Raw genomic sequence first — 13,165 nt, 5'->3', positions numbered from 1 at the left:
CCTAGAAACATAAATTTTTCGTGGAATTGACAATTGCAGACTGGAAATTATATAAACCAATCAAAGAACTCTACAAAGCCTTACTAGGAGTTCTTTTCAGCCTATTCTGTCGTCAGCCAGAATCTTCTATATCCCAATCGACAGCTTAATATCTGTGCGATCGCCTGGATGCAACTTTTGAAGCTTAGTGCCAATTACATAAATTTAAGGGCGAATTGAAGTTAGACATCATCCTAAAACTCCAGATTTGTCTACCTTTTAATTACGCGATGTGCTAATTTTGCTAAACAAAAATCCTACCCCAGCAAGAAATAAGAATTACTATCTTGTAGCTTTTGCATAGGGTAGGATTTTTGTTATTTATGGAAGACTCAGTAGTGGCTATCACTTCATCATCTGATACTCACATTTTCATTTATTTATACTCCTGCAAAGCCCCTAACTTTCGAATTCCCGGCCAAATCATGGCTGTAGCAATCACTACTACAATTGTGCCGATTCCACCACCCACAACAGAAATCACTGGGCCAAATAAAGCCGCAGTTAAGCCTGACTCAAAGCCTCCTAATTCATTTGAGGCACTAATAAACACGCTATTGATAGCAGCAACTCGACCACGTAAATGATCCGGTGTTCTGATTTGAACTAATGTATGGCGAATCACAACGCTAATACTATCTAGTGCGCCACCAAGGGTCAGCATTAACATAGACAGCCAAAACGAACGAGAAAGTCCAAAGATAATTGTGACAATCCCAAAGCCAACTACTGACCACAATAAGGCTGGGCCTGCTTTGCGTAACGGTGGTAAATAGGCTAGGGTGATAGCCATAGTCAAAGCACCGATGGAGTGAGCTGCTTGGAGATATCCCAACTCCACTGGCCCCACGTGTAAAATATCTTTGGCAAAAATGGGGAGAAGCGCGATCGCACCACCCAACAATACAGCAAACATATCCAATGTAATCGCTGCTAAAATTAACTGATTCTGCCAAACAAATTTAGCACCGGCTGATAGCGCTTTGAGTGAGATTGGCTCAGTTGCGCGAATGACTTTTTGCTCTTTGATCGCCAGCGTTAAAATAAAACACAGCAACGCGGCGATCGCAGCTAGCACATATACGCCTGTAGCATTTCCCAGTAGCGCAATTCCGAATCCTCCAAAGGCTGGGCCAATGACTGCGGCTAACTGAAAACTACTACTATTCCAAGTTGCTGCATTGGTAAACGCACTGATAGGTATCAACTGCCACATTAGAGCATCACTGGCTGGTTTGAGGAATGCCCTGGCGACACCTGTTAATAACAAGCAAGCGTAAATTAGAAAAATTGCACCTTGAGTATAGGAAAGCACTGCCAAAGCCAGCGAGCAGAGAGCAAGCAACATCACCGACAATAACATGATGAGTTTGCGATCGCGGCGATCGGCTATATGTCCGACAATCAAGGTGAGAGCAATCATCGGCAAGACTTGGACCAGTCCCACACCACCTAAAGCGATCGCTGAGTTAGTCCGCTCATAGAGTTCCCAGCCAATCGCTACAGTTTGCATTTGCGACCCCACGAACAGCACCAGCCGTCCAATGGTAAATAGCCGATAGTCTCGAAACTTAAAGGCTGCAAAGGGATCATGTTGTGCAACCTCAAAGTTATGGGGCTTTGAGTTCTGTTTTCTCGAAGACATTTTTTAGTAGAGTTAAGCCTTCTTCAATGTTGGAAATTTGGTCTTCTGAAAGACCTTTGAGCAAGTCAGTAATATGAGCGCGAGTTTGATCTTGGGATTGCTTGAGATGATGTTTTCCATCTTCAGTTAAATTGAGCAGCACCCGCCGCCGCTCTTGAGGATGAGCAATCCGTTTCACGAAGTCCCGTTGTACCAAGCGTTCTATGGTTGCTGATGCCGTGGCAGAGGTGACACCTAAATGCTCTGCTAAGTCAGATAATGAAGCACCAGGATTACGGTTGATAAATGCTAGCGATCGCAACTGAGGTATAGATAAAAAAGCGGCACTATGGGCACGCATATCCGCTCGGATAAACCGCATCACTAATGGAACTGTTTCCATTACTCTAGCGGCACATTCTTCGGAAGTTGCACCTTGATTAGGTTTATCCAAGGTCATGGGCTTGTTGTTCTCCTAGTTACATGGCCACCCGTGGATAAAGTTTTCCACCAAGGATGGCTAAAATGATTAATGTGAATAAGAGAATTGTACAATCCAGACCAAAACCATAGATGCTAGTGCCATTCAACAGCATGGTGCTACGTAAGCCGTCAACCAGATAAGTCAACGGATTTAAATGGGAAATGAACTTTAACCAACTGGGCATCAACGAGATGGGATATATGGCATTGCTAGCAAAAAATAACGGCATGGTTAACAATTGTCCGATACCCGTCATCCTTTCTCGGCTTTTCACCAAACAGCCAATAATTAATGAGAAAATACAAAAGGAACCTGCCCCCAGCATCACCAGCAGTAGCACTTGGAGAATAGCTAGGGGATGAAGATTTAGTTTGACACCTAATAAAAATGACAATCCGTAAATGAATATTACCTGAGATAAACACCGTACCCCACATGCTAAACCTTTGCCCAACACCATCGCCACGCGAGGTGTAGGACTAGCTAAAAATTTATGTACAATCCCTAAATCTCGCTCCCAGATTAGCGTCATCCCACCACTAAAAATTGCCACAAACAAAATACTCTGAGCCAAGATGCCAGCAGAAATGAAGTCCAAATAAGGTAAGTTTCCTGTTGGAATGGCGCGAGTCCGAGAGAAAACTTGCCCAAATATTAGGAGCCATAAAGCTGGTTGCACAGCTCGAACTATTAAATCAGTGGGATCGTGGCGGAGTTTACGTATTTCTAATTCTGCGATCGCCAGGGTTTTCGTAACTAGCTCTTTAATTGCAGAGATCAAATTTACTCGGACAGTGGGTGGTGCTTTAACCCAACCGTTGAGCAGTACGTCTGGTTCTTGCTGTGTCACGGTAGTTGACTCCTGATGTTAACTGGTCGCCTGTATAGTGAATAAAGACATCATCCAAAGTTGCATTTGGGTTATTTAAAGAAGCTTTTAAATCGCTCGGTGTACCTGTAGTAACGACTTCACCTTGCTGCATAATCGCCACTCGGTTACATAAGCTATCCGCTTCTTCTAAAAAGTGGGTTGTTAAAAATATAGTTGTGCCGTAATCAGCACAGAGTTGTAGTACAAGTTGCCATACTTGAGTTCGAGCTATGGGATCTAGTCCAACAGTCGGCTCATCAAGAAACAGAATTTGGGGTTGATGTAGAACTGATATGCCAATTTCCAGCTTGCGGATCATCCCCCCAGAGTAGTTTCGTACCAAACGTTTCGCCGCATCTTGTAAACCCATGTATTCTAGAATTTCATAGATGCGGCGATCGCGTCCTTTGGCAGGTATTCCATACAGCTTGGCGAAGATTAAAAGATTTTCGTAACCCGTGAGACTACCATCAGCAGAGAGCGCCTGGGGTACATAGCCGATAGCCCGTCTTACAGGATTAGATTCACGAGTCACGTCATAGCCAGCTAAGGTTGCTTTCCCTGCACTGATAGGTAGCAAGGTTGTCAACATTTTAATAACTGTACTTTTCCCTGCACCATTGGGGCCAAGCAGTCCAAACACTTCGCCCTGTTCCACAGATATGCTCAGGTTGTTAACTGCGGTTAACTTACCAAAACGGCGTGTGAGTCCCTGAGTTTCCAAAATCAACGGTTTTGGTTCTTCTTGAGGTTGCGATCGATTTATTTTGCCCGTCAGTATTGTCACAAGTTTGATGCACTTCTATTAATTAGTAAACCTAACTATTAGCTTCTCAATAGATTTAACAGAAGTCAATAGACTTCTGGCGGAAATTTGAATCAGAGTAAAAGGAAACACAGTATTTAAACCATCACCAGGGTAAGCGTAGCCTTTTTGATCTACTGCTACGGCTAAAATCATTTTCCGTTTGCCAGTAAGTACCTTGGCAGCAGCTTTTGCTAATCCGTAGAAACCATACTCCAATGCGGATTGTTTTGTTCGCTTGCTCTGAATTCATAGCCAATTTGTGGAGTTGAGTTGACAGCTTTTAGTATTTAGTGTCTTTCTTGATAGCTAGAAAGGTTAATTACGCCGTATTTTTCTGGGTTCTGAGGCTGATAGATGCCTTTTTTCTCAAAAAGTGGTTACGCACTTGTTCTAGTAGTACTTTTAAGGTTATCTTGGGATATTCGTGTTGATTGGGATTGTCAGTGTAATAATTACGCTCAACCATGACTAATTACATAGAAGCTACGTGTTCACTATTAAATACATAAAGAAAAATTAAGAAGAGAAAGCCGTGCAGAACTGCTCATATTGTAATGTTCCAATTAATGAGGCGTATAACTTCTGTGTTAGTTGTGAGCAGCAAGTAAAGTGCCTAAATCTAGAATGTGGTGCTTATCTACTTAAGGGTAAAAGCAAGTGCCTCAGTTGTGGAACTCTCATGAATATACCTCAACCTAGTTCTGCTTCTATGAATAATTTTTCTCTGGAAGAAGAACAATCGGATAGCCATTATTCAAGGAAGGTCAGTTTATCTTTTACTGATACTTCAATTGATAAAGTTGCATCTGTTATGGGGGGTTATGTACCTTTAACTCAAGTGACAAATTCTCAGCGCGTTGTAACTCGCGAACAACAGCCTGTCTTACCTCCTTTTCAGAAACCACTAGAAGAAGGACAGTCCAGCTATGATAAGCCTTTGCAGGAAGAAATTATTAATACTACGGTTCAAAGTAATATTGAAACTCATGCCCCTTCAAATTATTTTGAAAAAGATGGACAGGGTATTCTTATTTCAATTAACCCTGATTACAAGGGCAAGAACAAAAAAGCTCAACAACAAAGATTTAGTTTACTTTATGTTTGGGCTTATAACTTACTTCACGAAGAACCAGTTCCTAATAAGGAACACTTGAATCAAGCTGCTAAAACAAATGGAGTATATGATCAAAATTATTCAACACATCTGAATGATATTGCAAGCCGTTTCTTTATTAAATCTGATGGAACTTTTAAAATTAATCCTAGTGGACGTATAGAAGTCAATAAAATTCTTGTAGAAATGCAAAACCAAGATGTTATTGGTTTTGAGTATTCAAAGTCAACTAGGAAGAATTCTAGTCGAAGTTCTCGAATAACAAAAGAAGAAACTCAAAAAATCGAAGAGTGGCTTCAATTACCATCAAGGTTTGACAGCTTCGATGTACGAAAATTAGATACTGGCGTTAAGTATGCCCTTCTTGCCTTATACGACATTATCAAAGAATTAAAAACTCAAGATGCTGTGAAACCAGGATTAGCATACGAGTACCTCACCAAAAGATATCAAACTGTTTCAGTGAAAAAAGATAATTTTACGAAAGCCTTGACTAATACCAAAGACTACAGCAAATACTTTGGTCGTACTCATGAAAATTTATATTATCTTACATCTGAAGCTGAAAGTCTTGTCGAAGAATGGCTTAACGAAGATCCTGTTCAGTAATTATAGAAATTGTGAGTATTCAAAGATCCAATATTGAAACAGCTTTATCTTCTAAGCTGCCAAAAGATATTCTGATTGTATTGCTTAATGAGTATCAAAATATTAAACAAAACTTTTTTCTAAAAAAGTTTCGTCCGACTGAATTAAATGCTGCTCGTTTCAGTGAATGTATTCTACGTTTAATTGAATTTCTAGATACGGGTAGTTTTACACCATTTGGAAAACAATTAGATACTCAGAAAATAATCAATCGTGTTACTTCCAACACAAATTTACCAGAGGGTATCCGGTTTTTTATTCCTCAATTAACAAGAGTTCTTCTTGATATTAGAAATAAAAGGAATGTTGCTCATGTGGGCGGGGAAGTAGATCCAAATTACTCTGATTCTCTACTTGTAGCACATTCAGCAGACTGGATTTTAATTGAACTTATACGTAATTATCATACTAATAGTATTGATGAAGCAAGAAAAATTGTTGCAAGCATTAACGAAACAAAAATACCTTTAATAACAGAAATTGATGGTTTTATACGAATTCAAAATACAAAACTAAATTCTGAAGACAAAACTTTAATTATTCTCTACTACAAACAGCCAGATAAAATTAGTGATTCAGATTTGACGAAATGGATTAGATATACAAATATAAGTAGATATAGAACGCAAATTTTGAAAGCATTAGATGATGAAGCACTTATCCATTATGAGAATCGTTTCTGTGTAATTCTCCCCAAAGGTATCGCCTGGATTGAAAAAAATATCAATCTAGAATTAATTGTGTAATTATTGTAGTGTTAAAGCAGGTTAGAGATCGCCTGCTGTAATGTAAACAGTCATGTCTAGTTTAGGTTACGCCTAAGCATATTACACGTATAGCTGAAAGCGCGATCGCATTAAAAATTATTGAAAAACTGAGCGTTATGAATACGAATTATATAAAATCTCTAGTTATCTTCAACATCTGGTTTCCACCAGGCTGTAATTCGTATTCAACCTTTTCAATATCTATCTTGTAACCTTTAGAAGTGTAATATTTTACTATTTCATCTAAATGTTGTGAATGTTTCCACATTAAAGTTATCAGGGGAAATATTCTGACTTCTTTAGCAATACGCAGCATCTCACCTACTGAATTTAAGTGAAAATCGTAATCGAGATGATCTGAATATAAAAATAATAAATGCGAACAAAGAGTTATATCAAACTCCTGATTATCATAAGCTAATTTTGGCAATTCACCGACTGCGTATCTGTTGCTTTTTTTGCCAGTTTCATAATCAGACAGAAATTCTTGAATAACTTTGACTCGATTGTGCCGCAAATCATCCGGGGATTTATGATAGCTCCATACCCAATCATTTGATGTAGCCTTGACTTGATTGATGATGTTATCTACCACTTCATTAAATCTTTGCAATATTTCATCACTGGAAAATTGGTATAGTGGATCAACAGAAACTACACTTTTACCCTGACGTGTCAGTTCTGCATTAAAGCTTGCCGGGCCATCACCAATCCCAATAATTCTTTTATTTAAATCTGCATTTGTTAAATTGAATATTTTTATATATTCATCCATTGATCTCCCAAAAGGAACTACTTTATCTAGAACCATTGCCATATAATTTACCTCATCAATAGACTGATTACAGTGGATAATAGCATCAAAATGTTTTATTCACTGCGAGACGGCAATCATTCAGAAGCGCGTTAAGCTCTTTTACAACTGTCAAGGGATTTCTACCTCTAAACACAGCAGCGATCGCAGCTTCATAAGGATTTCTACCTGTTCTTTTGACAGCATTTATTGCAGATTTGATAATCCTTGGACACTAACTAGCCATGCTGCTAACACATGTCCAGTACGTCCAATTCCACCAGAACAGTGTACAACAACTTTCTCATTTTGTTTGTCAGCTTCTATTAAGAAAGGAAGTATTTTCTGTGTGAGGGTTTCTAAATTAGATAAATGGAAATCTACAATCGTTACCCAACAAATTAGCTGATTCCCAAATTCCTGTTTGTAGGTGTCCAGAAGATTAGAGTAAGAAGCTAGCTGTTGTTCATCAAGAAGACAGCAAACACGCTTGATATCTTGGCGCTTCATGAATTCTATCCAATCCTGAACATTCTTGTCAGTGTATTCAGGTCGTGCAGCACCAAAGACTATTTGCTCCTTTTCCCAAGCTGGGGCAAATTTGTACATATTTAGTCTAGAGTCGAGGTTGGTAAATCTAACCAATGGCAGAAAATGGCGATCGCAGTCTAAAAATCCCTCTACACCAGATGCCAGCTAAAGTAACTATATAAAATACCTAATACAACACATACGTATACCACACTATCTTGCTTTAGACTGATACTGCAATGCATCCAACCTATCTGGAAAATAATAAGGTAGATCGAATGCTAAGAATAAAGTTTTTCAATAAATTTTATATTTTTGTTAATTATCTTGCTGGCTATACTACCTCTAATGCTTATTCTTAGGACTTTTGCAGCTTACTTAGCTAGCTCCACTAGCTACCTTGACTAATCAATGAGGTTAAGAGAAACTAACTAAATACTGATGTGTATGCTTATAATACTAATAAGTTTCGTAAAGATTCTGAGATATATATGTTGAAATATGGAACATTAGTTAACAAATGGCGAGTTTGTATCTAAAAATGTTCCTAGGGCTATATTTGTAGCCTTCTGCTAAGGCAGTACAATTTAAGCGTACTTATCCTGGTTGACCAAAAGAATGGAGACATTAGAGTTCATAATCTATCCAGACGGTCGGGTACAAGAGAAAGTCACTGGCATTGTGGGTAATTCTTGCGCTGAAGTTACAGCAGCAATAGAGGCACAGCTGGGGCAAGTACTTAATCATGAGCCAACCTCAGAATATTTCGCCGCGAAGGTGCAGCAATCTAATGTGGCGAATACACACACCACTTACAGCGATTGGTAAGTTTTCACAGTAGTTTAGTGTTATTAATTCACAACCACCATGTCACACTTTAGCCAAATTAAGACTCAAATCCGTAACCTTGATTCTTTGAAAGATGCTTTGACTGAATTGGGAGTAGACTGGAAACCCGGCCCACGTGAAGTCCGTGGCTATCGCGGTCAAACCCATCCTGCGGAAGTTAGTATTGAGCAGGAAAATGGCTATGACATCGGTTTTAGATGGAATGGCAAAGAATATGAACTGGTGGCTGACTTGCAATATTGGCAGCAAGATTTGTCTGTAGATGGATTTTTGCGCCAGGTAACACAGCACTATGCTTATCAAACAGTTGTGAAAGAAACAGCTCGTGTTGGTTTTCAAGTTTCTGAACAACAGAAAAATGAAGATGGTTCAATTCGCCTAGTAGTACAGCGCTGGAGTGCGTAATGGCTGATTTTCTGCCGTCGCCGGAAGAAGAAGACGATAACCGTTCCGGTTTTGAACCAGAATTAGGGGGTTTTTTGCGGGATGCCCCAGAACGTTCTGGTTTAGAACCGGAATTGGGTGGTATATTACGCCAAAATGGTGTTTATGTTGACGAAATCACCTGTATTGGTTGCAAGCATTGCGCTCATGTTGCTCGTAACACCTTTTATATTGAACCAGATTACGGGCGATCGCGCGTGGTTCGGCAAGATGGGGACGCTGAGGAAATTATCCAAGAAGCAATTGACACTTGTCCAGTTGATTGCATTCATTGGGTTGATTACACTGAACTGAGAAAGTTAGAAGACGAGCGCAAATATCAGGTAATTCCTATAGTGGGTTATCCTGTAGAACAAGCAGTTGCTGCTAGCGAACGTCGGCGTAAAAAGCAAAAATTAAAAACCAAAAAATCCCGTTATTAAGATAAAAACGTTAAATCAATATAATAAAGGACTGGTATATCCAGTCCTTTTGTTTTTTGTTATATAGTTAATTTCTGATGCAAGGATAATTTTGAATTCCCTATAAGGGCTAACTCCCTTCATTTGAAATTTAGAGGATCGTGTTGTGAAAGTAATTTTTCTACTTTTGCCTCGTCTAACCTCGCAGTTAATCTTCTTGTTTCATGCAAGTCTCTAGTAGTTTTTGCCAAAGTAAAAGTTGAGCCAACAGAGAAAGCCATACCCATACCCATAAAGCCTTTCACCCAGCCATTTACAGGTAAATTTACAATACCGAAGCTGGTCATAGAAATAGAAATCACAAAAGCTGCCCAAGTTTGAATAACCCAAGCTGCACTGTCTTTTTGGGTACCAATTGTTTGCATATTTCTTACCTTTGATATGAGTTATTAATACCAATTATTAATTCGTAATTAAGAAGCGTAAAATTTAATCTGGGTTTCCAGACTTGTATCTATAGTTTAGTTTTGGAGAATTGGTGTTAACAGTAATTATATTTGTTGGTAGGTTTACTGGTATCAATAGTAAGACCAGTTTCATAACTGGACTTCAACACTTTTGCTCAAGAGCAATGTAGTCAGTAGAAACTGGCACAAGATTTGTACCAGTTTTACAAGTGGCATTAAAAGGATGAGTTTAGTTATTCATCTGGAAAAGTCTGTACCTTGCCATCGGGACTGAGAACAACTCGAATTCTGACATTTTGTCCATTTTTATTGGCGGAAACAAAAGGTTTGCCAACTTCAGGCATCCCGGCATTATCAACGAATTCTCTTGCTGCCTTATTAAGGGGAAAAATTCGTTCAATTGTGCCGTCAACACCAACTATCAAACTGTACTCTAATGTTTGTCCCAGTCCAGTAGGTGGTTGCCAACGCTTTGTTAGATATTCTCTAGCTTCTGCTACTTGAGTTGTGTCAAATAATGTGCCAGTAGCTACTTCTCTGGATGTGGGGTTTTTACTTGCGTCCCCTAATTGATCGATAAATGGATTATTAGCAGCGGTTCTAGAAGAGGGAAGTTGTGAAGTAGGTTTCTCTCCAGCAGAAGATTGCTGTAAGGAACTGATTCTTTCGTCTAGTTGTTGTGAGGTTAGTGGAGAGGGTTGGGTTGGGGTATTGACACGATTATTATTGGGTATGGTGTCAAGAGATGGAGGCAGTACTGGTGAGATATTAGTTGGTAAGCTATTGGCGTTAGAAGATAGTCTGGGTGGCAAATTCCGCAGTTGAGGAATAGCACCGGGTTGGGAATTTGACCCGGTTGGATTCTGTCCCAGATTTGGTAATATGGCAATTTCCTGACCTGGGATTTTGCTGGATGGTGTGTTAGTGTTCGCGGAGCGACTCGTAGAGAAGCTCGCCGGAGGCATCGCTCGATTACTAGGAAGGGTTGCAGTTGTCCCTTGAGGTATTGTCAATGTATTTGGTAGTGCTGGAGAGAAACTAGAACTAGGAGCTGTTAGAGGTGCTTGGGGTAAAGTGGATGTGGAAAGTGGAGGGGTAGAACCTAGCAAATTGTTTGATGGCGGGGTTAGCCCAGGTTCAGGTGTGGGAAAGTTTAGTGACGATGAAGGTTCTAGAGCAGTTTTTACCGCTGCTGAATCCGATCTTTTGGCTGTCTGCTGTTGCTTTTCTCGAATGTTGTTAGCATATTGCCAAGTAACTGGTAAAAAACCTATACCTAATACTAATACTGCGGCAATAGGCGCCCAAGCAGGAAACCTCAGAGTCGAACTCGTGCTGTTGAGAGTTGGAAGTGCCATGACATCAGTTGAATATTCATCTAAAGCACTTGCCAAATCGAATAGTTGCAGCAGACTGAGTTGAATTACGGGGCCAGATGAATAGTTGGCAAGAGAACCAAGAAATAGGTTGTGAGTTAAATAGCTACTTGGTTCTAAGTAGATATTTGCTCCTGGAATCTGGGTACTAAAGGCATTTAATGTTTTTGTTGAAGACTTTAATTCTGGCTCATCCAGTGCTGTGCTTGACTCTTGGGTACTGGAGAAACTGACCCAAAAGCTTTCTGGAGACTGTTGGAGAAATTGCTGTACATAGTTGGTAACAGCATCACATAAAGCTTCGAGTTGATCGCGATCGCCCCGAATTGGAACTCTTTGTTCTTCTGGTAGTCGGGGATCGTCAAAACGTAGCTCAAAGCTCAAATGTTTGAGGACAGTTTTCCCCATCCAACGAGACAGAGGTGAGCTTTGTGCGAATACTTCTAGCGTGCAAGTTGGTGGTGTGTAGCAACGAATAACTGAATTTGATAGAGGCATGACAGGAACTGCGAAGAAGACTATATTGGGATTTTGCAAAAATTAAGCCAGTTGCTTGCAAAGAAAAGTTGGAACGGTGGATTCCTCCACTTAGCAATTTGTCAGGTTCCTTCTGTTGTGCAAACTGGTGTGTAAGGAGGAAGCATTGCTGATTGTGCATTGCCCAAGAGCTAATGACCATCAAAAAGGAATCCTTACCTAGCAAACTTTCATGAGCAAATTTTGGTTGAAGAATTTCAAATCTAAAATTTAAAATTTTGTTGAACGGTCTATAAGTGCTAGCCAGAGACGGCGATGCCCACCAGGAGCGCTGTAAAAAAGTAAATCTACAAGCAGTTTTAGGGCCAGATTGGTTAGTAAATCCGTTGAGATTTGCTCGTCCTCTTCCATTCGCTCTTGGTAGGTGTTGCAAAAAGCATCAATATAGTCTCCAAGTAAAGCAGCCTGGTGAGGTTCCCGGTTATTTTCTGCCATTTGTTCTAACAGACCGACAGCACGGCGAATCAATTCCTGGTGCTGTTTGGCTAGATAGCAGATGATCAAAACAAGCGATCGCGCTTCTTCGACATCTAGCTTTTTCCGCCCTCCTTGACCTTTGCGTAGAGGATTTGATTGGCGTAATCGCCATAAAGCTACGCGGTCTGGCACTCTTGACTCTAAATTCAGATCGGTTGCCGCCGAAAGCATAGCCTCTGAACCAATCCCAGTTAAGGTTTCTAGCGCCAACAGCACCAAGTCTAATTGGGTTTTGATATTGTCCCATTGAACTGTGTTTGGGGCTGGAAGCTTGATTAAATCCTCCCATTGGGAATTTGGAGTGGCTGAGTTGGCGGCCGAGTGCATAACTTTTAGCATAGGTGATCAAGCTGATAGGGGATGTTGCTGTTACCCATTTTGAAACCAGACTCTTCAGAATCAAGGTTGGTTTCCCATTTTCTATGTGGTAAACAGCAGGTATCTCTGTCCTACTCTAGATGAAAATTTATTTTGGACAAAGTAGAAAATTATCAATTCTAGTTAAGGTTTACCCGACTTTCGCTGCTAGTTCCGTACAAGAGTATAAATAAACTATTGTTTTGAATACTAAACGCTAATTATTTAGAATACCTCTTAATTTATTTGCAGTTTTAAATTTTGAAATTTCTTTATGTTTATTACTGGCTTTTTATGTATACATAATTACTATACAAATATTTTACCTGTTTGCTAAAGGCGCTTCTTGCTGCTGGAGGTCATCCCACACCAGTTTCCCTTGTGTGCAGCCTGTTATTTCAGCAGGACTTACGCAAATAATAGCCAAAAGCCTGATTTTCAGGTAGGGGTAATTTATGAATTGCCCCTAGGCGCGTTTAGTCTTGCGTAAGTCCTATTAACGACAGGCTGGATAACATCAGGACAGGACGATTGATACCTCCATAAAACTGAGGACAAACTAAAAGTTTGATAAAGTT

The 13,165-nt window shown here is 39.9% G+C and carries 16 protein-coding genes; 6 read left to right on the top strand and 10 right to left on the bottom strand.

Features of this window, described 5'->3' with window-relative positions; all coding sequences use genetic code 11:
- Positions 1-20: 20 nt before the first annotated feature.
- On the top strand, positions 21-149 hold the full coding sequence (locus V7K44_RS25205) for a hypothetical protein (RefSeq protein WP_334935508.1): 129 nt from the start codon (positions 21-23) through the stop codon (positions 147-149).
- Between the two features lie 266 nt (positions 150-415).
- On the opposite strand, the gene V7K44_RS25200 is transcribed toward V7K44_RS25205, so the two are convergent.
- From V7K44_RS25200 to V7K44_RS33295, 5 genes are read right to left on the bottom strand one after another with little or no spacing between them, the layout of a single operon-like run.
- The gene (locus tag V7K44_RS25200) at positions 416-1,684 is read right to left on the bottom strand and encodes an MFS transporter (protein ID WP_334935506.1); all 1,269 of its coding nucleotides are present in this window, start codon (positions 1,682-1,684) and stop codon (positions 416-418) included.
- Positions 1,650-2,123, bottom strand: coding sequence for a MarR family winged helix-turn-helix transcriptional regulator (locus tag V7K44_RS25195; RefSeq protein WP_012410989.1), 474 nt, complete (start codon positions 2,121-2,123; stop codon positions 1,650-1,652). The genes V7K44_RS25200 and V7K44_RS25195 overlap by 35 nt, the downstream gene beginning before the upstream one ends.
- Before the next feature lie 19 nt (positions 2,124-2,142).
- A complete protein-coding gene (locus V7K44_RS25190) occupies positions 2,143-2,997 on the bottom strand; it encodes an ABC transporter permease (RefSeq protein ID WP_334935503.1) in 855 nt (284 codons plus the stop codon).
- Complete coding sequence (locus V7K44_RS25185) at positions 2,954-3,805, bottom strand: ABC transporter ATP-binding protein (RefSeq protein ID WP_334935501.1); 852 nt, start codon at positions 3,803-3,805, stop codon at positions 2,954-2,956. The genes V7K44_RS25190 and V7K44_RS25185 overlap by 44 nt, the downstream gene beginning before the upstream one ends.
- 18 nt (positions 3,806-3,823) lie before the next feature.
- The gene (locus V7K44_RS33295; RefSeq protein ID WP_442940715.1) at positions 3,824-4,042 is read right to left on the bottom strand and encodes a hypothetical protein; all 219 of its coding nucleotides are present in this window, start codon (positions 4,040-4,042) and stop codon (positions 3,824-3,826) included.
- 463 nt (positions 4,043-4,505) lie between these two features.
- Here V7K44_RS33295 and V7K44_RS25175 point away from each other — a divergent pair, with 463 nt between their 5' ends.
- On the top strand, positions 4,506-5,549 hold the full coding sequence (locus V7K44_RS25175; protein WP_334935499.1) for a hypothetical protein: 1,044 nt from the start codon (positions 4,506-4,508) through the stop codon (positions 5,547-5,549).
- Positions 5,550-5,560: 11 nt separating this feature from the next.
- A complete protein-coding gene (locus V7K44_RS25170) occupies positions 5,561-6,334 on the top strand; it encodes a hypothetical protein (RefSeq protein WP_334935497.1) in 774 nt (257 codons plus the stop codon).
- Positions 6,335-6,482: 148 nt separating this feature from the next.
- Here the strand turns inward: V7K44_RS25170 and V7K44_RS25165 are convergent, their stop codons facing one another.
- Complete coding sequence (locus V7K44_RS25165) at positions 6,483-7,172, bottom strand: SAM-dependent methyltransferase (protein ID WP_334935495.1); 690 nt, start codon at positions 7,170-7,172, stop codon at positions 6,483-6,485.
- 183 nt (positions 7,173-7,355) lie between these two features.
- Positions 7,356-7,757: a protein-tyrosine phosphatase family protein gene (locus V7K44_RS25160; RefSeq protein WP_334935493.1), complete on the bottom strand. Its 402-nt coding sequence runs from the start codon at positions 7,755-7,757 to the stop codon at positions 7,356-7,358.
- Positions 7,758-8,297: 540 nt separating this feature from the next.
- On the opposite strand from V7K44_RS25160, the gene V7K44_RS25155 reads away from it, so the two are divergent.
- Genes V7K44_RS25155 through V7K44_RS25145 form a run of 3 tightly spaced genes read left to right on the top strand, consistent with a single transcriptional unit; the run spans position 8,298 to position 9,394 of the window.
- A complete protein-coding gene (locus V7K44_RS25155) occupies positions 8,298-8,507 on the top strand; it encodes a DUF2997 domain-containing protein (protein WP_094328129.1) in 210 nt (69 codons plus the stop codon).
- A gap of 39 nt (positions 8,508-8,546) precedes the next feature.
- Positions 8,547-8,933, top strand: coding sequence for a DUF1257 domain-containing protein (locus V7K44_RS25150; protein WP_334935491.1), 387 nt, complete (start codon positions 8,547-8,549; stop codon positions 8,931-8,933).
- Complete coding sequence (locus tag V7K44_RS25145; RefSeq protein ID WP_334935489.1) at positions 8,933-9,394, top strand: ferredoxin; 462 nt, start codon at positions 8,933-8,935, stop codon at positions 9,392-9,394. Before V7K44_RS25150 ends, V7K44_RS25145 begins: the two co-directional genes overlap by 1 nt.
- 119 nt (positions 9,395-9,513) lie before the next feature.
- On the opposite strand, the gene V7K44_RS25140 is transcribed toward V7K44_RS25145, so the two are convergent.
- From V7K44_RS25140 to V7K44_RS25130, 3 genes are all read right to left on the bottom strand, one after another.
- A complete protein-coding gene (locus V7K44_RS25140) occupies positions 9,514-9,798 on the bottom strand; it encodes a YiaA/YiaB family inner membrane protein (RefSeq protein ID WP_289796743.1) in 285 nt (94 codons plus the stop codon).
- A gap of 275 nt (positions 9,799-10,073) precedes the next feature.
- Positions 10,074-11,714: a DUF4335 domain-containing protein gene (locus V7K44_RS25135; RefSeq protein WP_334935485.1), complete on the bottom strand. Its 1,641-nt coding sequence runs from the start codon at positions 11,712-11,714 to the stop codon at positions 10,074-10,076.
- A gap of 249 nt (positions 11,715-11,963) precedes the next feature.
- Complete coding sequence (locus V7K44_RS25130) at positions 11,964-12,569, bottom strand: DUF3038 domain-containing protein (protein ID WP_069069205.1); 606 nt, start codon at positions 12,567-12,569, stop codon at positions 11,964-11,966.
- Positions 12,570-13,165: the final 596 nt, after the last annotated feature.

Source organism: Nostoc sp. (genome assembly GCF_036917235.1).
In the GTDB taxonomy this organism is placed as follows: Bacteria; Cyanobacteriota; Cyanobacteriia; order Cyanobacteriales; family Nostocaceae; genus Nostoc.
This window is presented reverse-complemented; position numbering and strand designations above follow the sequence as displayed.

Bases quoted from the DNA above. Each gene is read 5' to 3' on its own strand.
- V7K44_RS25200 (WP_334935506.1), bottom strand. From the start codon at position 1,684: ATGTCTTCGAGAAAACAGAACTCAAAGCCCCATAACTTTGAGGTTGCA.
- V7K44_RS25195 (WP_012410989.1), bottom strand. From the start codon at position 2,123: ATGACCTTGGATAAACCTAATCAAGGTGCAACTTCCGAAGAATGTGCC.
- V7K44_RS25175 (WP_334935499.1), top strand. From the start codon at position 4,506: ATGAATATACCTCAACCTAGTTCTGCTTCTATGAATAATTTTTCTCTG.
- V7K44_RS25165 (WP_334935495.1), bottom strand. From the start codon at position 7,172: ATGGCAATGGTTCTAGATAAAGTAGTTCCTTTTGGGAGATCAATGGAT.
- V7K44_RS25160 (WP_334935493.1), bottom strand. From the start codon at position 7,757: ATGTACAAATTTGCCCCAGCTTGGGAAAAGGAGCAAATAGTCTTTGGT.
- V7K44_RS25155 (WP_094328129.1), top strand. From the start codon at position 8,298: ATGGAGACATTAGAGTTCATAATCTATCCAGACGGTCGGGTACAAGAG.
- V7K44_RS25150 (WP_334935491.1), top strand. From the start codon at position 8,547: ATGTCACACTTTAGCCAAATTAAGACTCAAATCCGTAACCTTGATTCT.
- V7K44_RS25145 (WP_334935489.1), top strand. From the start codon at position 8,933: ATGGCTGATTTTCTGCCGTCGCCGGAAGAAGAAGACGATAACCGTTCC.
- V7K44_RS25140 (WP_289796743.1), bottom strand. From the start codon at position 9,798: ATGCAAACAATTGGTACCCAAAAAGACAGTGCAGCTTGGGTTATTCAA.
- V7K44_RS25135 (WP_334935485.1), bottom strand. From the start codon at position 11,714: ATGCCTCTATCAAATTCAGTTATTCGTTGCTACACACCACCAACTTGC.
- V7K44_RS25130 (WP_069069205.1), bottom strand. From the start codon at position 12,569: ATGCTAAAAGTTATGCACTCGGCCGCCAACTCAGCCACTCCAAATTCC.